Raw genomic sequence first — 19,792 nt, 5'->3', positions numbered from 1 at the left:
GAGGCCTCGACCAATGGCGGGTGGCGCGGCTATGTCCTGGCGTTAGGGAGAAGACCAGCGCCAGAGGACCCCGCCATGGACGATACGACGCTCGCCGCCGCGTTTCCGGCCGCCACCGAGGCGCAGTGGCGTGCCCTGGTCGACGGGGTGCTGAAAGGCGCCGATTTCGACAAGCGGCTGGTGCGCCGCACGCCCGACGGCATCAGGGTCGCGCCGCTCTACCCCCCGGCCGACGCCGCCCCCCAGCCCGGCCGGGCCGCGCCCGGCCGCTGGCGGGTGAGCCAGCGGGTCGACCATCCGGACCCGGCCGAGGCCAACGCGCTCGCGCTCGCCGATCTCGAGGGTGGCGCCGACGCCCTGACCCTGGTGGTCGCCGGCGCGCCGGCCGCCCGCGGCTTCGGCCTGTCCGGCCCCCAGGCGCTCGAGGCGGCGCTGGCCGACGTGATGCTGCCGCTGATCGGGATCAGGCTCGATGCCGGCGCGGCCGGGCCCGAGGCCGCGACGGCGCTTCTCGCCCTGGCGAAATCCCGCGGCGACGACCTCGCGGTCCTCGACATCGATCTCGGCCTCGATCCGGTCGCGGTGCAGGCCGCCACCGGTGCGGCGCCGTCCTGGCCCGACCCGGCCGCGATCCTGCGCGACCTCGACGGGCAAGTCTCCACGGACCAGGGCTTCGCCGGCCGCGCCTTCCTGGCCGATGCCCGGCCCTTCCACGAGGCCGGCGCCGGCGAGGCGCTGGAACTGGCGGCCGTGCTCTCGGGCGCGCTCGCGACGCTCAGGGCGCTCGAGGCCGGCGGGCACGGCCTGGAGCGCGCCCGCGCCGCCCTGGCCTTCCTGCTGGTCGCCGATTCCGACGAGTTCCTGACGGTGGCCAAGACCCGGGCGCTCCGCCGGCTCTGGGCCCGGATCGAGGAGGCGTGCGGGCTCGCCCCGGCGCCGCTGCGCCTCCACGCCGAGACCGCCTGGCGCAGCACCACGCGGCGCGACCCCTGGGTCAACATGCTGCGGGCGACCTCCGCGGCGTTCTCGGCGGGCCTGGGCGGGGCCGACGCGATCACGGTGCTGCCCTTCACCGCCGCCATCGGGCTGCCCGACGCCTTCGCGCGCCGCTGCGCCCGCAACACCCAGCACGTGCTCCTCGACGAGGCCAATCTCTGGCGCGTCGCCGATCCGGCCGCCGGCGCCGGCGGCTTCGAGGCCCTGACGGACGCTCTGTGCGCCGAGGCCTGGACGCTGTTCCAGGCGATCGAGCGGGAAGGGGGCATTGCCGGGAGCCTGCGCTCCGGCGCCCTGGCGGACCGCCTCGCCGGCCTGCGCAAGGCCCGCGACGCGGATCTCGCCACCCGCCGCCAGCCGATCACCGGCACCAGCGAGTTCCCCGACCTGCACGAGGCGCCGGTCGCGGTGCTGAGGCCCGCCCCGGTGGAGACGCCGGCGGGGGAGGGCGCGCTGCCGTCCCGGCGCCTCGCCGAGCCCTACGAGGCCCTGCGCGACGCCTCCGACACGGTCCTCGAGCGGACGGGCCGGCGCCCGCGGGTCTTCCTCGCCAATCTCGGTCCCCTGAGCGCCCACAACACCCGCGCGACCTTCGCCCGCAACGCCTTCGAGGCCGGCGGCATCGAGGCGGTGACGAACGAGGGTTTTCCGGACCATGCCGCCATGGCGGAAGCGTTCCGGGCCTCGGGTACGCCGCTCGCCTGCCTGTGCTCCTCGGACGCGGTCTATGCCGTGGAGGCGGTGCCCGCCGCGGAGGCGTTGCGGGCGGCCGGCGCCGGGACGCTCTTCCTCGCCGGCAAGCCGGGCGACCTCGAACCGGCGCTGCGGGCCGCCGGGATCGCCCACGACCTCCATGCCGGCTGCGACCTGGTGAAGCTGCTGGCGCAGGCGCACGCCGCCGCGACCGCCTGACGGCCCGCGATCGCGTCCCGGGCCGGTGCCGTCCGGCCCCGGGCGCCCTACCTTGATCCACCGTGACCGAGATCCTGTTCTACCACATGCAGCGCCAGCCCCTCGAGCAGGTGCTGCCGAGCCTCCTGGAGAAATCCCTGGAGCGGCAATGGCGCGTCGCCGTGCAGGCGACGAGCGAGGAGCGGCTGCAGGCCCTCGACGACTACCTCTGGATCTTCTCGGACGAGAGCTTCCTGCCCCACGGCACCGACCGCGACCCCGATTGCGCGACGCAGCCCGTGGTGCTGACCCTGCGCGACGTGAACCCGAACGCCGCCTCGATCCGCTTCCTCGTCGAGGGCGCCGCCCTGCCGGACGACGCCGCCGAGTACCAGCGCATCTGCATCCTGTTCGACGGCACCGACCAGGACGCCCTGCTGCACGCCCGCGAGCAGTGGCGCGGCGCCAAGGAGGCCGGCCACGACGTCGCCTACTGGCAGCAGGACGAGCGCGGCCGCTGGCAGAAGAAGGCGTGATCCGGGACGGGCTCGGAGTGTTCCGACGAAGCCGTCCGGGGAGCGGAAATGGCGCGGGTTTCCCCTCTCCCCGCGGGCGGGGAGAGGGCTGCGTCCCTGTTCAAGGGATGCAGCGAGCCCGCAGGGCGAGGGTGAGGGGGTGGTTCCGCAGGAGCCTCGTCCGGCGATACCCCCTCACCCTCGCTCCGGCTTTCGCCTCCGCTTGCCGTGTTCCCGGGACGGAAACACGGCCCTCTCCCCGCCCGCGGGGAGAGGAGAGACCCGCGCCCGATCTTTCGACCGAGAGGGTGCGCTAGATCGTCGATCAACCCTGGGCCCCGGCCCGCGAGGAGACGTCATGACCACCATCACGACACGGATCCTCGCGCTCGCAGCAGCCCTGCTGCTCGCGCCCGCCCCGCTTCTCGCGCAGCCGGCGCAGCGGGAGACCCGCCAGGAGGCACGTCAGGAGGCCCGCCAGCCCGACGGACGGCGCCTGCCGCCCGACGCGACGACGCAGCACAGCCTGACCCTGTCGGGCGGCCGCACCCTGAGCTTCACCGCGGTGGCCGGCAGCCTGCCGCTCGTCGACGAATCCGGAAAGCTCCAGGCCGAGATCGCCTTCACGGCCTTCACCCTGCCGGGCGGCGAGCCCGGGACGCGGCCCGTCACCTTCGCGGTCAATGGCGGGCCCGGCGCGGCGTCGGCCTATCTCAACCTCGCGGCGGTCGGGCCCTGGCGCCTGCCCCTCGACGGGCCGAGCATCAGCCCCTCGATGCCGCCGGTGGCGGTGCCGAACGACGAGACTTGGCTCGACTTCACCGACCTCGTCTTCATCGATCCCGTCGGCACCGGCTACAGCCGCGCCGCCGGCGACGACGGAAAGCGGTACTACGCCGTCGAGAGCGACGCCGCCGTGCTCTCGGCCGCGATCGCCCGCTGGCTGCGCACCAACGACCGGCTCGCCTCCCCCAAGTTCTTCCTCGGCGAGAGCTACGGCGGGTTTCGCGGGCCGCTGATCGCCCGCAAGCTCCAGGACGACGTCGGGGTCGGGCTCTCGGGCCTGGTCCTGCTCTCGCCGGTGCTCGACTTCGCCTCCCTGCAGCCGGCGCGGCACAACCCCCTCGGCGCCGTGACGCGCCTGCCGTCGCTGGCCGCCGCCGGCCTGGAGCGCCGCGGGCAGACGCCCGACCCCGCCCGGATGGCGGAGGCCGAGGCCTACGCCACCGGGCCCTACCTCGCCGACCTCTTGCGCGGGCCCGCCGACACGGCCGCGACCGAGCGCATGACCGAGCGGGTCGCGGGCCTGACCGGACTCGATCCCGCCCTGGTCCGCCGCCAGGCCGGCCGGGTCGCCGGGTCGAGCTACCAGCGCGAGGCCGATCGCGAATCGGGCCGGGTGGCGAGCGCCTACGACACCGGCGTCACCGGCTGGGACCCGGACCCGAGCGCGGCGCAGGGGCGCTTCGCCGACCCGATCCTCACCGCCATGGTGGCGCCGCTCACCAGCGCCGTCGTCGACCTCACCGCCCGCACCCTGAACTGGCGCGTGCCCAACCTGCGCTACGAACTCCTCAACAACGCGGTGAATGCGAGCTGGAACTGGGGCGGCGGCCGCTCGTCGCCGGAGGTGGTGGGCGAGCTGCGCCAGGCGCTCGCCCTCGACGGCGACCTGCGGGTGCTGGTCGCCCACGGCTACACCGACCTCGTCACGCCCTACTTCGCCTCGAAGCTGATCCTCGACCAGCTTCCGGCCTACGGCACGGGCAAGCGCCTCTCCCTCTCGGTCTATCCCGGCGGCCACATGTTCTATTTCCGTCAGGCGTCGCGGGCGGCCTTGCGCGACGACGCGCTCCGCCTCTACGAGACGGCCCTGGCCGCGCGGCGCGGCCGGCCGAAGACGGACGAGGGACGATGAGGCGGACGCGGATCGGGATCGCCCTGACGGGGCTCGCCCTGGTGGGGGGTGCGCTGGCCGGCTGCAGTAGCACCGACCGGGCCGCCCCGCCGGTGACCATCGCGGCCCCCAAGCCCCCGCCGCCGCCGCCCACGCCCTCCTGGGGGCCGACGCTCGCGGCCGACGGCACCTGCACCGGCGCGGTCCCGGCGACCGCCGCCGAGATCGCCCCCGGCATCGGCGAGTGCGAGCTGGTGCGCCTCAAGGGCAAGCCGCCGACCGACGTGCTGGTCGGCGAGAGCGGGCGGGGCCAGCGCGAGGTGCAGGTGCTCTACACCGAGCCGGGCGCCAAGGAGCTGTACTTCTTCGTCAACAACCGCCTCGACCGGATCGTGAAGTAGGGCAGGCGCCCCACGACGACCCCCGGAGCGGCCGGTTCGGCCGCGCGGGCCGCCGAGCCATGCGCTAGATGTCAGCCTCGCGCGCTTCCGCCCCGGCCGCGGCAGCCCGCAAGACCGGCAAGAGGGACCACGAGCCACATGCGTGCAGCGAATGCGGTCGACTTCTGGCGCGGCATCGCCCTGATCACGATCTTCATCAATCACATCCCGGGCAACGTCTTCCAGAACTACACCTATTCCCAGTACGGGATCTCGGACGCGGCCGAGCTGTTCGTGTTCCTGGCCGGCTGGTCGATCGGCATCGCCACCCGCGGGCGCGACGGCGTGCCGGAGCCGGCGCTCCGCACGGTGCTGCGGCTGCTCTCGCGCATGGTCGAGGTCTACCGGGCGCAGCTCGTCATCACGGCGATCGCGCTCGCGATGCTGGCCGGCGCCGCGCTCTACCTCGACAACCCGCTGCTCGTGGAGTGGCACAATGCCGGACCGATCTTCAGCGACCCGATCCAGGCCACCGTCGGCTGGGTCACGCTGCTGCACCAGCTCGGGTTCTTCAACATCCTGCCGCTCTACGTCGTGCTGCTCGGCCTCGCCCCGGCCTTCGTGCTCCTGTCGCGGGTGCATCTCGGCCTGGCGATCGGTCTCTCCGTCGCGCTCTACGCCGTCAGCCTGGTGTTCGAGATCAACATCCCGAGCTGGCCGGTGGAGGGCCACTGGTTCTTCAACCCGCTGTGCTGGCAATTGCTGCTGGTGCTGGGCTTTGCCGCGCACGAATGGCGGCGCAGCTCGGAGCGGTTCCTGGCCTGGCGGCGCCGGCTGATGCCGCTCGGCATCGTCATCGTGCTCGTCGGCGCGGTCCTGTCCTGGTTCAACCTGCGGCCCGACCCTCTCGCGGTGCCGGAGCCGCGGCTCCTGTTCATCTTCGACAAGTCCTACCTCTCGCCCGCCCGGCTGGTGCACTTCCTGGGTGTGATGCTCGCGTTCCAGGCGGTGTTCGGCCTCGTCCAGCCCCGGGCGCGCTGGCTCACGGACCAGCTCGCCGGGCTCGGGCGCAATTCGCTGGCGGTGTTCTCGGTCGGATCGGTCGCCAGCCTCGGTGCACAACTGATTCGTTTCTGGACCGGGGGAGGTTTCGCGACCGACGTCTTTGTCGTAGGATGCGGGCTGGCCTCACTCTCCTTCACGGCATGGTTCGTCGAATGGCGCTCTCGCTCCCCCCGGCCCTCCTCGGCGGCGTGAGCCTCGCCATGGCGTCCTGCCTCGCGCTGGCGCAATCGACGCAAGCGCCCCAACCCCAGGGAGCCCAGTCCCAAGGCCCGGCCACGACCCAGGCCGTTCCGGCACCCGCCCAGCCGGCCCTGGCCGAGATCCCGGCGCTCCAGGCCACCGCACCGGGCCCGGACGCGCCCGATCCCAGCCTCTCGCCCGAGTGCCGGGTGCCGGGCTCCAAGCTCTACACGCTCGCCAAGCTCAAGGCGGTGAAGAAGGCGCTGCGCGAGCACCGGGCCGTCCAGGTGCTGACGATCGGCTCCAATTCCGGCGGCATCGGCACCGCGGCGACCTATCCCGTCCGCCTCGAGGACGCGCTCACCCGCTCCCTGCCCGACATCGAGGTGACGGTGGAGAGCCGCGGCGTCTCCGGCGAGATCGCCTTCGGGGCGGCGGAGCGCCTGCGCAACCAGGTCGCCGAGATCGAGCCCGACCTCGTGGTCTGGCAGGTCGGCGGCAACGACGCGCTCGCCCGCGTCGACATCGACGAGTTCTCGCAGTCGCTGGCCGAGACCGTGGCCTGGATCAAGTCGCACGGCATCGACGTGGTGCTGGTCGATCCCCAGTACACCGCGAGCCTCGCCAAGGACGACTATTACCGCCAGTTCGTCCAGGCGATCCAGAAGGTCGCCGAGCGCGAGCAGGTGCCGCTGGTGCAGCGCTACGAGGCGATGCGCTACCTCGCCACGCGGGCGATCAGCGCCCTCAAGGGCGACACGGCGCAGGCCGGCGCGGGCTTCCGCCTCGCCGATCTCGGCTATCGCTGCATGGCCGAGCACGTCACCCGGGCGATCACCGTCTCGCTGCTCCAGCCGGACATCGCGGCGCCCGCGGCGCCGGCGCCGGCGCATTGAGGGCGAGCCTCCTCTTCCACCACGACGTCGGTTCCGGGACCCGCCGCCCGTCCAGGCATCCGCGGGTCTCCCGCGACGGTGTCCGCACCCTCCGCCTCAGTCCGGGGCCGCGAGGCGGAGCCCGGACCGAGGCGGAGGATCACGGCGCCGCCGGAACGACGCAGGACGCGACCGCATGCTGAAACCCTGGCTGATCGCCGCCGCGTCCTGCGCCGGTCTCCTGCTCTCCCCGCCCGCCTCCCGCGCCGCCGAGCCCCTGCGCCTCGTCCTCGCCACCGCGACGCCCGGCGGCGGGTTCCCAGCCTACGGCGCGGCGCTGGCGGCGGCGCTCCGCGAGGTCGATCCGGACCTCATCCTCGACCTGCGCGCCAGCAAGGGCTCGACCGAGAACCTCGTCCTCCTGCGCGAGGCGCAGGTCGATCTCGGCCTCGTCCAGGGCGAGTACGCCTACGAGGCGCTGGCGGGGCAGGGCGCCGGCCCGGCGATCACCGTGGTCGCCCCGGTCTACGCGGCGCCGGGCCTGTTCGTGGTGCCGGCCGACAGCCCGGTCCGCAGCGTCGACGACCTGCGCGGCCGGCCGGTGGCACTCGGCACGCGCAGCTCCGGCCTCACCGCCATGGCCCGCACGGTCCTGCGCGGCTCCGGCCTCGACCCGGAGCGCGACATCTCTCCGATCCTCCTCGATCACGCCGGCGACGGCCCGACGATGGTGCGTGACGGACGGGCCGCGGCCCTGTTCGGCGGCGGCACCGGCTGGCCGGGCTTCCGGACGATGGCCGAGGCACCGGGCGGAGCCCGCTTCCTCGGGCCCTCCGCGACCGCGATCGGCGCGACCCTGGCCGCGAGCCCGTCCCTGCGGCGCATCACGGTGCCGGCCGGTACCTTCCCGAGCCAGGGCGAGGCGATCGAGACCGTGGGGTCGTGGAGCTTCGTCCTCGGCCGACCCGGCCTCGACCAAGCGGTGGTCGCCCGTCTCGTCGCGGCGGTCGACCGGGCGAAGCCCGTCCTCGCCCGCCTGCTCCCGAACGAGCGGCCGAGCGACCCGCGCGACCTGAAGGACGCGGTGCCGGCAGAGTGGCTGCACCCGGCAACCGCCGCGTTCCTGCGCGGCCCCTGAGCCCGTCCGCAGACCTCGAGGCCGGTGTGTCCATGGCGACACAGCCTGTGCAACATTATTACGTTTCGTTTCTGCTGTGTTGCGCTGCGGCAGGCGGGCTGCCATTCTGATTTCCGCCAAGGTTCCCCGGGCGACGGCCCGGGGCGAAGAGGGAATTCGGTGAGCTCCTCGCGGAGCGAGGCCGAGGCTGCCCCCGCAACTGTGAGCGGAGAGCTTCCGCCGCCGACGGCCACTGGTGCGCCGCACCGGGAAGGCCAGGCGGGAGCGACTGATCCGCGAGCCAGGATACCTGCCTTGGGTAGAGACCTGTCTTGGGTAGAGACCTGCCTTGGTGCGCGCCTGCCGGCGCGGTCACGTATCCGCGGGCAGTGGGCCCGGGGAGCGCTCGGGGCTGCCGCGCGAAATGCGCCACCCCGCCGCTCGCCCGGGTCGCCGACGCGGCAACCTCGAGTGTGTCGTGAATCGCCGTTCGCCGCTGCATCGCCCCGCTTCCGCAAAGTCCCGCCGCGCCCGCACGACCGGGGCCCTGGCCGGCGCCGTGGCCCTCGGCCTCGGGGCGCCCGCCGCGCGGGCCCAGGAGAGCATCGCCCTCGACGAGGTGGTGGTCGAGGGCCCGCGCAATCCCGCGCCGGGCTCGTCCGCGATCCCGACCGTCGCCGCCGGCGCGATCGGGCTGGTCGGCCCGACCCCGGGCTTTCGCGCCGACCGGGCGGTGAGCAGCACCAAGACCGACACGCCCCAGCGCGACGTGCCGCAGGTCGTGACGGTCGCCCCGCGCGAGGTCATCACCGACCTCGCCGCCACCCGCGTCGACCGGGTCCTGACCTACACGCCGGGCGTCGCGCAGCAGAACAATTTCGGTGGCCTGACCATCTTCAGCTACGCCATCCGCGGCGTGACCACCTCGGAGCTGTACAAGAACGGCTTTCCGCTCAACCGGGGCTTCCCGCCGCCGCCCGACACCCAGAACGTCGAGCGGATCGAGGTGCTGAAGGGCCCCGGCGGCGGCCTGTTCGGGCGCAGCGACCCGGGCGGGCTCGTCAACATCATCACCAAGCAGCCGACGCGCGAGCGCTTCGTCGAGATGGGCGGGCTCTGGGGCTCGTTCGAGGAGTTCCGCGGCACGGTCGATTCCGGCGGCGCCCTCAACGAGGACGGCACGCTCCTCTACCGCTTCAACCTCGCCGCCGGTCGCCAGAACAGCTTTCGCGATTTCGTCGACGGCGACCGGCTCTTCGTCGCCCCGGTCGTGAGCTGGCAGGTCACGCCCGACACGAAGGTCACGGTCGAGACCGAGTTCCTGAGGAACCGCGCGGTCTTCGACCGCGGCGTCATCGCGATCAACAACCGGCTCGGATTCCTGCCGATCTCGCGCTTCCTCGGCGAGCCGGGCCAGAGCATCGATCAGTCCAACGACTCGATGCAGATCCGGGTCGACCACCGCTTCGACGCCGACTGGCAATTGCGGCTCGCGACCTACCTCAACTCCAACTCGCTCGTCGGCGAGGCGGTGGAGGTGCGCCGCCTGGCGGCCGACAACCGCACTGTCCTGCGCGACCGCAACTTCCGCAATTACAGCGCCGACGTCGCCCTCGGCCAGGCCGAGCTAGTCGGACGCTTCGATACCGCCGGGTTCGGCCACACCCTGCTGCTCGGCTTCGAGCGCGAGAGCACCGACGGCCGCTACCAGCAGGTCCGCTCGCGCTTCCAGCAGAACCCGTATTCCCTCGACATCTACAACCCGGTCTACGGCCAGCCGGCCCCGCCCTTCGCCTTCCAGACCAACGGCGTCGAGCGGATCACCAACACCGCGCTCTACGCCCAGGACCAGATCGCGCTCTCTCCCGAATGGAAGGCGCTCCTCGGCACGCGCTTCGATTTCTTCGAGCAGTCGTTCCGCGAGCGCACCACCGGCGTCCGGACCGACCAGACCTACTTCGCCGCGACGCCGCGGGCCGGCCTCGTCTACCAGCCGCTGCCGGAACTCGCGCTCTACGCCAATGTCGGCACGAGCTTCCGGCCCAATATCGGGCCCGACGCCGCCGCCTCGTCGTTCCGCGGGCCGTTTGCGCCCGAGACCGGCCTCGGCTACGAGGTCGGCACCAAGCTCGACCTGTTCGGGGGCGCCCTGAGCCTCACCGGCGCCGCCTTCCGGGTCGAGCGCCAGAACGTGCTCACGCCCGATCCCAACAACACCGGGTTCTCCCTCGCCGCCGGCGCGGTCCGCAGCCAGGGCTTCGAGTTCACGGCCGCCGGCCAGCTCTCGCCGGACGTCAAGATCCTGGCCGGCTACGTCTTCGCCGACGCGGTCGTCACCAAGGACAACGTGCTGCCGGTCGGGGCCCCGCTGATCAACGTGCCGCGCCACAGCGGCAGCCTGCTCGCCGTCCACGAGGCGCAGGAGGGGCCCTGGAAGGGCTTTGGCATCGGCGGCGGCGTGCGCGCGGTCGGCGAGCGGGCGGGCGACGCCAATGGCGGCGCCTTCCGGCTGCCGGGCTACATCGCGGTCGACGCGCTCGCCTATTACCGCTGGGAGAACTTCCGCTTCGGCCTGAACGTCGAGAACGTGTTCGACACCACCTACTACGCCTCGTCGCTGAGCACCCTGCGGGTCTTCCCGGGCGCGCCGCGCCGGTTCACCGGCACCGTGTCGGTGCGGTTCTGATGCGGCGCGCCATTCGCGAGGCCGAGATCCGAGCCGCCGCGATCCGCAAGGGCGATGCCGGCCGCGACGCGGCGGCGGCCCGCGCCCGCCGCTACCGCCAGGACCTCGCGCCGACGCTGGCCGCCATCGCCGGGGAGGCGGGCGCGACGCCCGAGACCATCGCCGCCTCCCTGACCCGGCAGGGCGTCGCCAAGCCGCGCGGCGGCCGGGTCTGGACGCCGCCGGACGTGCGCCGGCTGCTCTCGCGGCTCGCCAGCGAGGGCGCGTCGTGACGGCATCGGACAAACCCGCGCGCATCGGCTCGATCGATGCCCTGCGCGGCCTCGTCATGCTCCTGATGCTCGTCGACCATACCCGCGAGTTCTTCTTCTACCACGCCCAGGTCCGCGACCCGATCGACCTCGCGGTCACCGCCCAAGACCTGGCGGCGACGCGGCTGACCTCGCATCTCTGCGCGCCGGTCTTCCTGCTGCTCACCGGCCTGTCGGCCAGCCTCTACGCCGGCAAGCACGGGATTGGGGCGGCCTCGCGCTTCCTCCTCACCCGCGGGCTGTTCCTGATCGCGCTCGAGGTCACGCTGGTGAACCTCGCCTGGACCGGCAGCCTCCTGCCGCTGATCCTCTACCTGCAGGTGATCTGGGCGATCGGCCTCGCCATGGTGGCCCTGGCGGGCCTCATCCGGCTGCCGCGCCCGGCCCTCGCGGCGGTGGCGCTCGCGATCATGCTCGGCCACAACCTCCTCGACGGGATCGTCCTCGCGCCGGGCCAGCCCGGCTACGTCCTCTGGTCGATCCTGCACCAGCGCGGCTTCATCGACCTGCCCTGGGGCGGGGCGGCCCGCACCTCCTACCCGGTGCTGCCCTGGATCGGCGTCGCGGCGGCGGGCTACGTCCTCGGGCCGTGGTTCTCCCTGGATGCGGGGGTCCGGCGCCACCGGCTCCTCGCCCTCGGGGCGGCGGCTTTCGCCGGGTTCCTGGCCTTGCGCGGGCTCAACGGCTACGGCGACCCGACACCGTGGCAGGACGGGGCCACGCTCGGGGCGACGGTCCTGTCGTTCCTGAACGTCACCAAGTACCCGCCCTCGGCCGATTTCCTGCTAGCGACCCTGGGCCTCGGGCTCTGGCTCCTCGCCCTGTTCGAGGCGCTGCCGGCGGCCCGGCTCGGCGGGCTGCGGGTGTTCGGCGGTGCGCCTCTGTTCTTCTACCTCGTGCACCTCTGGCTGCTGCGCGGGGTCTATCACCTCGCGCTCGTCCTCGGCCTTGGCCTCGGAAGCTCGGGGCGCGTCGAGGCCGGCGCGCCGGCGCAGCTCTGGCTGATCGGAGCGCTCATGAGCCTGCCGCTCTACGCGGCCTGCCGGTGGATGGTGGGGATGAAGCGGCAGGGGCGGCATCCGGTGCTGCGCTATCTGTAGGGGCTCTCCCGCTCCCTCGGCGGTCGTTGCGCGCTCCCTCGTCACCCCGGCATCCGCCGCGAGGGCTCCGGGATGACGGCGAGGATCGAGACTCAATGCCGAGGGGCGTCCCGCGAAGCCGGCCCGTCACCGCCGCAACGAGCCCGTCACTGGCGCACGAACAGGTTCACCGACACGATGTGATCCATCGTGCCCCGGGACCCCGGCGCGTTCACCGTCTGGTTCACGTAGCCGAACTCGAGCGTCGATCGGCCGGCGAGCGGCAGTTCCAGCCCGACGAAGGTGCGGAGGCGGTCGAAGCCGGCCCGCGCGCCCCAATCGGTGCCGTTGAGCGCGACGAACGCCTCGGTCCAGGCCACGGCCGCGACGCCCGTCTTCTCCCCGGTCAGCGGCAGGGCGGCGCGCAGCATCTGGCGCAGGCGCAAGCCCGTGTCGCGCCCGTTGGTCTGGAAGCGCTGCTCGAACCGGGTGCGGGACGACAACGTCACGCCGTCGAACGTCCCGATCTCCCAGCCGAGCTGCTGGAAGCTGCGGTCCTCCGAGAAGGCGCGTGCGCCCGCCGGCGAGTTCTCCACCCGGGCGTAGCCCTGGTACAGGGTGACCGCGTCGCCGATCTTCCAGCCGACGGCCGGCCGCACGATGAGCTGCTCGAGCCGCGAGAGGCCGTCACCGATGCGCGGCTGCACCTCGGCGAAGTAGGCGAACGACCCGACGCCGCCGGAGGCCGTGGCGTTGATCCAGATCTGCCCGTCGTGATCGACCTGCGCCGCCGCCGGCAGGCTCGAAGCCGCGAGCCAGAGGGCCGACAGGAGGGAGAGCGGACGTCCGGCCACGGTCATGCTGCGTCCATCGGGAGTTGCGCCGCGGCGGCAGGCGGGGTGCGGCGACGATCGTTCCCGCCGGGATGTTTCCGGGAGGTTACGACGAGCGGTCGCGGCTTTCCATGGCCGGCGCCCGCCGAGATTCCGCCGCTGCGGCCGGCCGGCTGCGGCCCGCGCGGCGCGGCCCCCGATCGGTCGGCCGATGGCCGTCCTTCGACAGTCTATCGCCGGTCGCGCGCGCGCCGGGCGAGCCTTGGCGGTGCCGTCCTAGAGAGGAATGATGTCTCGCAGGCTACTCGCATCCGCAGGGGCTCCGGAAACCCGGAACTCACCTCTGGGGATCGATGTTGTTAGCTCTACAAGAACTGAGGAGACTTCCAATGCGAACTGTCTTCGCTGCCGGCGCGGCGGCTGTCATCCTGGCCGGCTTCTCCGTCTCGGCGATGGCCGAGGAGACCACCGTGATTCATCGCGACCGGGCGCCCGGCATCGCGGTGGAGCATCGCGAGGGCGTCGTCGAGCATCGCGACATCACCACGGGCAGCGTCGATTGCGGCTCGAAGACCGTCCACAAGGAGGACGGGATGGGCAATTCCAAGACCGTCCACAAGGAAGGCTGCAACTGAGCTGCGGCCTGACCCCGCAGTGACGTCCGGCAGGCCCGCGACCGGGCCTGCCGCGCTTGCAGGTTCAGCGCAGGGCGACGATCTCGCTCTCGCGGACCGCGCGTTCGCCCTTCGGCGACCGGATCCGGTAGGCGGCCTCGCCGCTGCGGTCCTCCGGCATCAGCCGCACCACCTCGAAGACGTCGATGTCGCTCGCGAGCGCGTCGGACGACCCCGACCGGACCATCTGCACCCGCTGGTGGATCTTGAACTTGTGCAACATCGATCGCTTCCTCCGGGATTGACGGTCCGCCGCGCGCCGAGGCTCCACCGGCGCGGGGCGACGTCCGCTCAGCCGCGCTGGCGGGCCTTGCGCGCCGCGTAGCGGGCATCGCGCGCGGCCTTCTGCTCGGCGAGCCGGGCCTCGGCCGTCAGCGCGGCCTCGGCGGCGCGCTGCGTCTCCTCGGCGGCGGCGATCTCGCGCTGGCGGGCCTGCTCCGCGTCCGCCTCGGCCTCCCGGGCGATCCGCGCGGCCTCCTGCGCCGCCCGCTCGGCCTCGCGCCCGGCCAGGCGGAGGGTGCGCGCCGCGGCCACGGCCTCGCGCGCGGCGCGCCGGGCCGCGACCTGCGGATCGTCCGTGCCGCGGCGGGCCTGGAAACGGCCCAGCATGGCCTGGCGGGCCGCGGCGGCCGAGCCCAGGCGATCGCCGAGGGGGGCGTCCTTGAACTTGCCCATGCGGTCAGACCCGGCTCAGCACGAGCGAGCGGATCGGGCGCGCGAAGCGATCGGCGAGGTGCCAGTGCAGCTCGCGGACCGAGTGGTAGCGGTAGGTGCGGTCGATCAGGTGGCTGACGTCGCGGGGCCGGTCGCCGACCTGCTGCCAGATCTGCCCGACCTGGAACGTGGACGGCTCGACCGCCGCGTCGTGGGACGATGAATTCGCGCTGAAAGTAAAATTCACTCAATGCTTCCGTTGGAGATCGAACCCGCGCCTCGCGCGCAGGGCGGGAGACGCGGATGAACCCATCCGCATCTCGCTGTCGTGGATCTACGCCGCGCGCAGGTTGCCGGCGGATTGCTTGCCGCTGCGACGGTCGGTCTCCATCTCGTAGGAGACCTTCTGGCCCTCGGCCAGGGTCTGCATGCCGGCCCGCTCGACGGCGGAGATGTGGACGAACACGTCCTTGCCGCCGTCATCCGGCTGGATGAAGCCGAAACCCTTCTGGACGTTGAACCACTTCACGGTACCGATGCTCATCGTCGTATCCATTGTCTGCAAGCGTCTCTGAGAGCTCGGTGCGCGGTCAGCGGTGCCGAGGCTCGATTCAATCGACAGGTTTGGAGAGAGTGGCAGAGCGTGCGCCAGCGTGAAGGCGGCGGAGAGGCTCGGTGATCAGGCCAAAAATCGACGTATTTCCAATAAATCAAAAGGCTTCTTATCGCAAGCGAAGCCGCAAAACATTTTGATAATATCTCTCGAGCGTGCGGTTCATCGGCGACAGAATTAACGCCGAGGGGCCGGAAAACCGCTTCGGATTTATCCGCTAAGGCGCTGGCCGGCATCGGCAAACCCATGCCGGGCGCCGGCCGCCGGAAAGCCGCCCGCGCGTCCGGTCAGGCGGGCCACGCGTCCGGGCGGATGCCCCCGCCTCCGTCCGCCGCCCGGGAGCGGCGCGGCCATCCTGGATACGGGAAGGGCGCAGGTCCCGCCCCTCCCGTGCGAGGGAGGGAGACCTGCGCCCTCATCTTCTTCCCGAACAGCCCCGCACGGGCGGGGAGGGGCGTCGCCCCTCACTCAATGCCGAGCTTCGCCTTCAGGAGCGCGTTGACCGCCGCCGGGTTGGCCTTGCCGCCGGTGGCCTTCATGGTCTGGCCGACGAACCAGCCGAGCAGGGTGGGCTTCGCCTTGGCCTGCTCGACCTTGTCGGGGTTGGCGGCGATGATCTGGTCGATCGCCGCCTCGATCGCGCCGGTGTCGGTGACCTGGCGCAGGCCGCGGCTCTCGACGATCCCGCGCGGGTCGCCGTCCTCGCTCCAGACGATCTCGAACACGTCCTTGGCGATCTTGCCCGAGATGGTGCCGTCGCCGATGAGGTCGACGATCGCGCCGAGCTGATCCGCCGAGACCGGGCTGTCCTCGATGCCCTTGCCCTCCTTGTTCAGGCGGCCGAACAGCTCGTTGATGACCCAGTTCGCCGCGATCTTGCCGTCGCGGCCCTTGGCCACCGCCTCGAAGTAGTCGGCAGAAGTTCGCTCGGCCACCAGCACCGTCGCGTCGTAGGCCGAGAGGCCGTAGGCGTCGATGAAGCGGGCCTTCTTGGCGTCGGGCAGTTCCGGCAGGCCGGCGGCCAGGCGATCGACGAAGGCCTGGTCGAATTCGAGCGGCAAGAGGTCCGGATCGGGGAAGTAGCGGTAGTCGTGCGCCTCCTCCTTGGAGCGCATCGAGCGCGTCTCGCCCTTGTTCGGGTCGAACAGGCGGGTCTCCTGGTCGACCGTGCCGCCATCCTCGATGATCGCGATCTGGCGCCGGGCCTCGACCTCGATCGCCTGACCGATGAAGCGGATCGAGTTGACGTTCTTGATCTCGCAGCGGGTGCCGAAGGGGTCGCCGACCTTGCGCACCGAGACGTTCACGTCGGCGCGGAGATTCCCCTTCTCCATGTCGCCGTCGCAGGTGCCAAGGTAGCGCAGGATGGTGCGCAGCTTCGTCACGTAGGCCTTGGCCTCCTCCGACGAGCGCAGGTCCGGCTTCGAGACGATCTCCATCAGCGCCACGCCCGACCGGTTGAGGTCGACGAAGCTCATCGTGGGCGACTGGTCGTGCAGCGACTTGCCGGCATCCTGCTCGAGGTGCAGGCGCTCGATCCCGACCCGGATGCTCTCGCCGTCGGGGAGATCGACCAGCACCTCGCCCTCGCCGACGATAGGGCTCTTGTACTGGCTGATCTGGTAGCCCTGGGGCAGGTCCGGGTAGAAGTAGTTCTTCCGGTCGAACACCGAGCGGTGGTTGATCTGGGCCTTGAGGCCGAGGCCGGTACGCACCGCCTGCGCGACGCATTCGCGGTTGATCACCGGCAGCATGCCGGGCATCGCGGCATCGACCAGCGAGACGTTGTCGTTCGGTTCGGCCCCGAAGGCGGTCGGCGCGCCGGAGAACAGCTTCGAGCGGCTGGTGACCTGGGCATGGATCTCCATGCCGATCACCACCTCCCAGTCGCCCAGCGCGCCCTTGATCAGCTTCTTGGGGTTCACGGGAGCGTTCATAAGGGTCTCGGATTCTCGCGATTCCTCCCCTCTCCCGTGTGGGAGAGGGGCGGGGGGTGAGGGTGCTGCGGTTCTGAGGTCGAACTCAGACTGTTCCGCCGCCAGGACGACGCTCAGCGCTTGATGCTGAAACGTGCCACCCTCACCCCCGGCCCCTCTCCCGCACGGGAGAGGGGGGTGGGTTGAGCCTAGTAGGAAGGGTGGCGCCAGCCGGTCAAGCGCGTCAAGCGCGCGGCGCGATCACCCGCCGGGCGGAGTAGCCGATGATCGCGTAGATCAGCGCCGCGCCGGTGCGGACGGGGAAGAAGGTCGGGAGTTCCCGCCCGATCGGCGCCGGCCACGGCACCCCGATGCCGGTCAGCACCCAGGAGACCAGCACCGAGGCGACGAGCGCGATCATCGCGACGAGCACCACCTTGCCGAACTGGTCCGCCTTCCAGCCGAGAAAGAGCGCGAGCCCGATCAGCACCGGATCGAAGGCCGCCAGGATCCAGACGGATGGCGGGTAGTAGGGGACGGTCGGGTGGTTCACGCCCACCACGCCCGCGGCAGGGCGATGCGGCCGGCCGCCTCCTCGATGACCTGGCCCGCGGCGAACAGCGTCTCCTCGTCGAAGGGACGGCCGATCAGCTGGAGGCCGAGCGGCAATCCTTGCGCGTCGAGCCCCGCCGGCACCGCGAGGCCGGGGAGACCCGCCATGTTCACCGTCACGGTGAACACGTCGAGGAGGTACATCTCGACCGGATCGGCCTTGGCCTTCTCGCCGAACCCGAAGGCGGCGGACGGGGTGGTGGGCGTCAGGATCGCGTCGACGCCCGAGGCGTAGACCTCCTCGAAGTCGCGCTTGATCAGCGTGCGGATCTTCTGCGCCCGGACGTAGTAGGCGTCGTAGTAGCCGGCCGAGAGCACGTAGGTGCCGATCATGACCCGGCGCTTGACCTCGCGGCCGAAGCCGGCGGCGCGGGTCGCCTCGTACATCCCGGCGATGTCCTTCCCCGGAACCCGCAGGCCGTAGCGCACGCCGTCGTAGCGGGCGAGGTTCGAGGAGGCCTCGGCCGGCGCCACGATGTAGTAGGCCGGCAGGGCATACCGGGTGTGCGGCAGCGAGACCTCGACCACCTTGGCGCCGGCCGCGCGCAGCCACTCGGCGCCCTGCTGCCACAGCCGCTCGATCTCGGCCGGCATGCCCTCGACCCGGTACTCCTTCGGGATGCCGATGGTCAGGCCCTTGACGCCGCGGTTCACCGCCGCCTCGAAGTCGGGCACGGGCAGGTCGACGGACGTCGTGTCCTTGTCGTCGTGCCCGGACATCGAGGTCAGCAGGATCGCGGTGTCGCGCACCGTGCGGGCGATCGGCCCGGCCTGGTCGAGAGACGACGCGAAGGCGACGGTGCCCCAGCGCGAGCAGCGGCCGTAGGTCGGCTTGATGCCGACGGTGCCGGTGAAGGCCGCCGGCTGGCGGATCGAGCCGCCGGTGTCGGTGGCGGTGGCGCCCAGGCACAGCCGGGCGGCGACCGCGGCGGCCGAGCCGCCCGACGAGCCGCCGGGCACCAGCTTGGTCTCGTCACCCTGCCTGCGCCAGGGCGAGATCACCGGGCCGTAGGCGCTGGTCTCGTTCGACGAGCCCATGGCGAACTCGTCGAGGTTGAGCTTGCCGAGCATCACCGCGCCGTCGCGCCACAGGTTGTGGGTGACGGTGGATTCGTAGTGCGGCTGGAAGCCCTCGAGGATCTTCGAGCCCGCCGTGGTGGCGACCCCGTGGGTGCAGAACAGGTCCTTGATGCCGAGCGGCAGGCCCTCGAGGGGGCGCGCCTCGCCGGCGGCGAGCTTCTGGTCGGCGACCTCGGCCATCGCGAGCGCCCGGTCGGGCGTCTCGAGCAGGTAGGCGTTGAGCACCCGCGCCTTCTCGATCGCGTCGATATGGGCCTGGGCCAGCTCGCGGGCGGAGAACTCCTTCGCCCGCAGGCCGTCGCGGGCCTGCGCCAGGGTGAGGTCGGTCAGCTCTGCCGGCTTGGTGCTCACGGTCGTCTCGTTCTGTCGGGGCCCGTCGGCCGCCATGGGTGCAGTCGCGTCGGTCTCGCGCGAGTGTCCTCGCGGGGTGCGCGGAGGCTACTCGACGACCTTCGGCACCACGAAATAGTTGTCCTCGGTCAGCGGTGCGTTGAACACGATCTCGCGGGCGTGTCCGCCGTCGGTGATCACGTCCTCGCGGCTCTTCATCGCCATCGGGGTCACCGAGGTCATCGGCTCGACGCCCGACACGTCGACCGCGTCGAGCTGCTCGACGAAGGACAGGATGGCGTTGAGCTCGTCCTGGAGCGGCGCCACCTCCTCGTCGGTGACCGCGATCCGCGCCAGGTGCGCGATGCGCCGGACCGTCTTGGCGTCGACCGACATGGACACTCCGTTCGGACTCACGAGGAACCGGGTCCCGCGACCCGGCGGCCTGTCGACGGCCGCGGGGCGCTATAGCACCGGCTTTCGCGCTGCCGCAACGGGCGCCCGGGGCGTCAGGCCGCCGGCATCCGCGCCGGGAGCGCCGCGATGGCGTGGGTCCGGGCGTGCGGCGCCTCGATCAGCACCGCCCGCGGCTTCCAGTGCCGGCGCGCCTCCAGGCCGCCGGTGTAGAGCACCGCCACGGCGGTCACCAGCATCAGCTTGTGCTTGCGCGGCATCCGCGGGCGCGCCGGCGGTCGGACGCTCGTTCGCGGCGCTTCGGCTGCGGCCTGAGGCGCTTCGGTCGCGGCCTGCGGCGCCTGGAGGATGGTCCGGGCCGGGACCGCGTCCGGCACCGCCCGGACGTGCGGGGTGTTCGCCGCCCGGCGGATCCGGCGGCCGATCGCCAGGATGGCCTGGGCCGGGACGCGCCGCTTGGCCGGGAGGCCGGGTGCCCGGTCGAAGGTCCCGGCGGCGCGGGGCAGCGCCCCCCGCAGCGGGCTCACCGCGCCGTCGAGGTCGAGGGTCATCCAGCCCTGCGGGCGCGGGGTCGGATCCTGCGCCGGGGCCCGCACCTGTCGTCCGGTGGCGAGCGCGAAGGGAAGGATGACGGCAGCCACGGCGACCTCGTGCGCGGGAACGGCAGGTTAACG

At 72.2% G+C, this 19,792-nt stretch carries 21 protein-coding genes and 1 riboswitch; of the genes, 11 read left to right on the top strand and 10 right to left on the bottom strand.

All coding sequences use genetic code 11. The annotated features are described in order from the left end of the window. The first annotated feature begins 75 nt into the window (after positions 1–75). The 10 genes from DK419_RS18455 to DK419_RS18410 all read left to right on the top strand — a co-directional run bounded on the left by DK419_RS18455 (position 76) and on the right by DK419_RS18410 (position 12,013). On the top strand, positions 76–1,908 hold the full coding sequence (locus DK419_RS18455; protein WP_109960382.1) for a methylmalonyl-CoA mutase family protein: 1,833 nt from the start codon (positions 76–78) through the stop codon (positions 1,906–1,908). A gap of 62 nt (positions 1,909–1,970) precedes the next feature. Further along, on the top strand, positions 1,971–2,423 hold the full coding sequence (locus tag DK419_RS18450; RefSeq protein WP_109960381.1) for a DNA polymerase III subunit chi: 453 nt from the start codon (positions 1,971–1,973) through the stop codon (positions 2,421–2,423). 337 nt (positions 2,424–2,760) lie between these two features. Beyond that, positions 2,761–4,320 carry a S10 family peptidase gene (locus DK419_RS18445; RefSeq protein WP_109960380.1) on the top strand — a complete coding sequence of 520 codons (1,560 nt, stop codon included), beginning with the start codon at positions 2,761–2,763 and terminating at the stop codon, positions 4,318–4,320. Then, positions 4,317–4,700, top strand: coding sequence for a hypothetical protein (locus tag DK419_RS18440; RefSeq protein ID WP_109960379.1), 384 nt, complete (start codon positions 4,317–4,319; stop codon positions 4,698–4,700). The genes DK419_RS18445 and DK419_RS18440 overlap by 4 nt, the downstream gene beginning before the upstream one ends. A 138-nt stretch (positions 4,701–4,838) precedes the next feature. Then, positions 4,839–5,936, top strand: coding sequence for an OpgC family protein (locus DK419_RS18435; RefSeq protein WP_109960378.1), 1,098 nt, complete (start codon positions 4,839–4,841; stop codon positions 5,934–5,936). Next, the gene (locus DK419_RS18430) at positions 5,897–6,820 is read left to right on the top strand and encodes an SGNH/GDSL hydrolase family protein (RefSeq protein WP_109960377.1); all 924 of its coding nucleotides are present in this window, start codon (positions 5,897–5,899) and stop codon (positions 6,818–6,820) included. The genes DK419_RS18435 and DK419_RS18430 overlap by 40 nt, the downstream gene beginning before the upstream one ends. 175 nt (positions 6,821–6,995) lie before the next feature. Next, positions 6,996–7,937, top strand: a complete 942-nt coding sequence (locus DK419_RS18425) for a TAXI family TRAP transporter solute-binding subunit (protein ID WP_109960376.1) — start codon at positions 6,996–6,998, stop codon at positions 7,935–7,937. 102 nt (positions 7,938–8,039) lie between these two features. Beyond that, positions 8,040–8,248, top strand: a riboswitch (cobalamin riboswitch). A gap of 227 nt (positions 8,249–8,475) precedes the next feature. Then, the gene (locus DK419_RS18420; RefSeq protein WP_425352675.1) at positions 8,476–10,602 is read left to right on the top strand and encodes a TonB-dependent siderophore receptor; all 2,127 of its coding nucleotides are present in this window, start codon (positions 8,476–8,478) and stop codon (positions 10,600–10,602) included. Next, positions 10,602–10,874 (top strand): hypothetical protein, encoded by a 273-nt coding sequence (locus DK419_RS18415; protein WP_109960374.1) that lies wholly within the window; start codon positions 10,602–10,604, stop codon positions 10,872–10,874. The genes DK419_RS18420 and DK419_RS18415 overlap by 1 nt, the downstream gene beginning before the upstream one ends. 56 nt (positions 10,875–10,930) lie before the next feature. Then, a complete protein-coding gene (locus DK419_RS18410) occupies positions 10,931–12,013 on the top strand; it encodes an acetyltransferase domain-containing protein (RefSeq protein WP_208642367.1) in 1,083 nt (360 codons plus the stop codon). Positions 12,014–12,159: 146 nt separating this feature from the next. Here DK419_RS18410 and DK419_RS18405 read toward each other — a convergent pair whose 3' ends face one another. Then, the gene (locus DK419_RS18405) at positions 12,160–12,852 is read right to left on the bottom strand and encodes a DUF2490 domain-containing protein (protein ID WP_109960372.1); all 693 of its coding nucleotides are present in this window, start codon (positions 12,850–12,852) and stop codon (positions 12,160–12,162) included. A gap of 362 nt (positions 12,853–13,214) precedes the next feature. Here DK419_RS18405 and DK419_RS18400 point away from each other — a divergent pair, with 362 nt between their 5' ends. Then, the gene (locus DK419_RS18400) at positions 13,215–13,460 is read left to right on the top strand and encodes a hypothetical protein (protein ID WP_109960371.1); all 246 of its coding nucleotides are present in this window, start codon (positions 13,215–13,217) and stop codon (positions 13,458–13,460) included. Positions 13,461–13,524: 64 nt separating this feature from the next. Here DK419_RS18400 and DK419_RS18395 read toward each other — a convergent pair whose 3' ends face one another. From DK419_RS18395 to DK419_RS18355, 9 genes are all read right to left on the bottom strand, one after another. Continuing rightward, positions 13,525–13,722 carry a hypothetical protein gene (locus tag DK419_RS18395; RefSeq protein ID WP_109960370.1) on the bottom strand — a complete coding sequence of 66 codons (198 nt, stop codon included), beginning with the start codon at positions 13,720–13,722 and terminating at the stop codon, positions 13,525–13,527. A 68-nt stretch (positions 13,723–13,790) separates the two neighbouring features. After that, positions 13,791–14,174: a DUF6481 family protein gene (locus tag DK419_RS18390; protein WP_208642217.1), complete on the bottom strand. Its 384-nt coding sequence runs from the start codon at positions 14,172–14,174 to the stop codon at positions 13,791–13,793. A gap of 4 nt (positions 14,175–14,178) precedes the next feature. Beyond that, a complete protein-coding gene (locus DK419_RS18385) occupies positions 14,179–14,400 on the bottom strand; it encodes a hypothetical protein (protein ID WP_109960369.1) in 222 nt (73 codons plus the stop codon). Positions 14,401–14,487: 87 nt separating this feature from the next. Continuing rightward, entirely contained in the window at positions 14,488–14,697 is a 210-nt protein-coding gene (locus DK419_RS18380) for a cold-shock protein (protein ID WP_109960368.1), read from the bottom strand. Positions 14,698–15,230: 533 nt separating this feature from the next. Then, positions 15,231–16,703: an Asp-tRNA(Asn)/Glu-tRNA(Gln) amidotransferase subunit GatB gene (gatB, locus tag DK419_RS18375; protein ID WP_109960367.1), complete on the bottom strand. Its 1,473-nt coding sequence runs from the start codon at positions 16,701–16,703 to the stop codon at positions 15,231–15,233. Between the two features lie 223 nt (positions 16,704–16,926). Next, positions 16,927–17,241, bottom strand: a complete 315-nt coding sequence (locus DK419_RS18370; RefSeq protein WP_425352596.1) for a hypothetical protein — start codon at positions 17,239–17,241, stop codon at positions 16,927–16,929. Then, entirely contained in the window at positions 17,232–18,761 is a 1,530-nt protein-coding gene (gene gatA / locus DK419_RS18365; RefSeq protein ID WP_208642216.1) for an Asp-tRNA(Asn)/Glu-tRNA(Gln) amidotransferase subunit GatA, read from the bottom strand. Before gatA ends, DK419_RS18370 begins: the two co-directional genes overlap by 10 nt. Before the next feature lie 51 nt (positions 18,762–18,812). Then, positions 18,813–19,100: an Asp-tRNA(Asn)/Glu-tRNA(Gln) amidotransferase subunit GatC gene (gatC, locus tag DK419_RS18360; protein WP_048429481.1), complete on the bottom strand. Its 288-nt coding sequence runs from the start codon at positions 19,098–19,100 to the stop codon at positions 18,813–18,815. A gap of 113 nt (positions 19,101–19,213) precedes the next feature. Then, a complete protein-coding gene (locus tag DK419_RS18355) occupies positions 19,214–19,759 on the bottom strand; it encodes a hypothetical protein (RefSeq protein WP_109960366.1) in 546 nt (181 codons plus the stop codon). Positions 19,760–19,792 lie beyond the last annotated feature (33 nt).

It is taken from the genome of Methylobacterium terrae (genome assembly GCF_003173755.1).
Taxonomy (GTDB): Bacteria; Pseudomonadota; Alphaproteobacteria; order Rhizobiales; family Beijerinckiaceae; genus Methylobacterium; species Methylobacterium terrae.
This window is presented reverse-complemented; position numbering and strand designations above follow the sequence as displayed.

Excerpts from the sequence above, each read along its gene's own strand:
- DK419_RS18395 (WP_109960370.1), bottom strand. The coding sequence starts at position 13,722 with ATGTTGCACAAGTTCAAGATCCACCAGCGGGTGCAGATGGTCCGGTCG.
- DK419_RS18410 (WP_208642367.1), top strand. The coding sequence starts at position 10,931 with ATGCTCCTGATGCTCGTCGACCATACCCGCGAGTTCTTCTTCTACCAC.
- DK419_RS18415 (WP_109960374.1), top strand. The coding sequence starts at position 10,602 with ATGCGGCGCGCCATTCGCGAGGCCGAGATCCGAGCCGCCGCGATCCGC.
- DK419_RS18390 (WP_208642217.1), bottom strand. The coding sequence starts at position 14,174 with ATGGGCAAGTTCAAGGACGCCCCCCTCGGCGATCGCCTGGGCTCGGCC.
- DK419_RS18380 (WP_109960368.1), bottom strand. The coding sequence starts at position 14,697 with ATGAGCATCGGTACCGTGAAGTGGTTCAACGTCCAGAAGGGTTTCGGC.
- DK419_RS18425 (WP_109960376.1), top strand. The coding sequence starts at position 6,996 with ATGCTGAAACCCTGGCTGATCGCCGCCGCGTCCTGCGCCGGTCTCCTG.
- DK419_RS18430 (WP_109960377.1), top strand. The coding sequence starts at position 5,897 with ATGGCGCTCTCGCTCCCCCCGGCCCTCCTCGGCGGCGTGAGCCTCGCC.
- DK419_RS18455 (WP_109960382.1), top strand. The coding sequence starts at position 76 with ATGGACGATACGACGCTCGCCGCCGCGTTTCCGGCCGCCACCGAGGCG.
- DK419_RS18445 (WP_109960380.1), top strand. The coding sequence starts at position 2,761 with ATGACCACCATCACGACACGGATCCTCGCGCTCGCAGCAGCCCTGCTG.
- DK419_RS18405 (WP_109960372.1), bottom strand. The coding sequence starts at position 12,852 with ATGACCGTGGCCGGACGTCCGCTCTCCCTCCTGTCGGCCCTCTGGCTC.
- gatB (WP_109960367.1), bottom strand. The coding sequence starts at position 16,703 with ATGAACGCTCCCGTGAACCCCAAGAAGCTGATCAAGGGCGCGCTGGGC.
- gatC (WP_048429481.1), bottom strand. The coding sequence starts at position 19,100 with ATGTCGGTCGACGCCAAGACGGTCCGGCGCATCGCGCACCTGGCGCGG.
- DK419_RS18435 (WP_109960378.1), top strand. The coding sequence starts at position 4,839 with ATGCGTGCAGCGAATGCGGTCGACTTCTGGCGCGGCATCGCCCTGATC.
- DK419_RS18400 (WP_109960371.1), top strand. The coding sequence starts at position 13,215 with ATGCGAACTGTCTTCGCTGCCGGCGCGGCGGCTGTCATCCTGGCCGGC.
- DK419_RS18440 (WP_109960379.1), top strand. The coding sequence starts at position 4,317 with ATGAGGCGGACGCGGATCGGGATCGCCCTGACGGGGCTCGCCCTGGTG.
- gatA (WP_208642216.1), bottom strand. The coding sequence starts at position 18,761 with ATGGCGGCCGACGGGCCCCGACAGAACGAGACGACCGTGAGCACCAAG.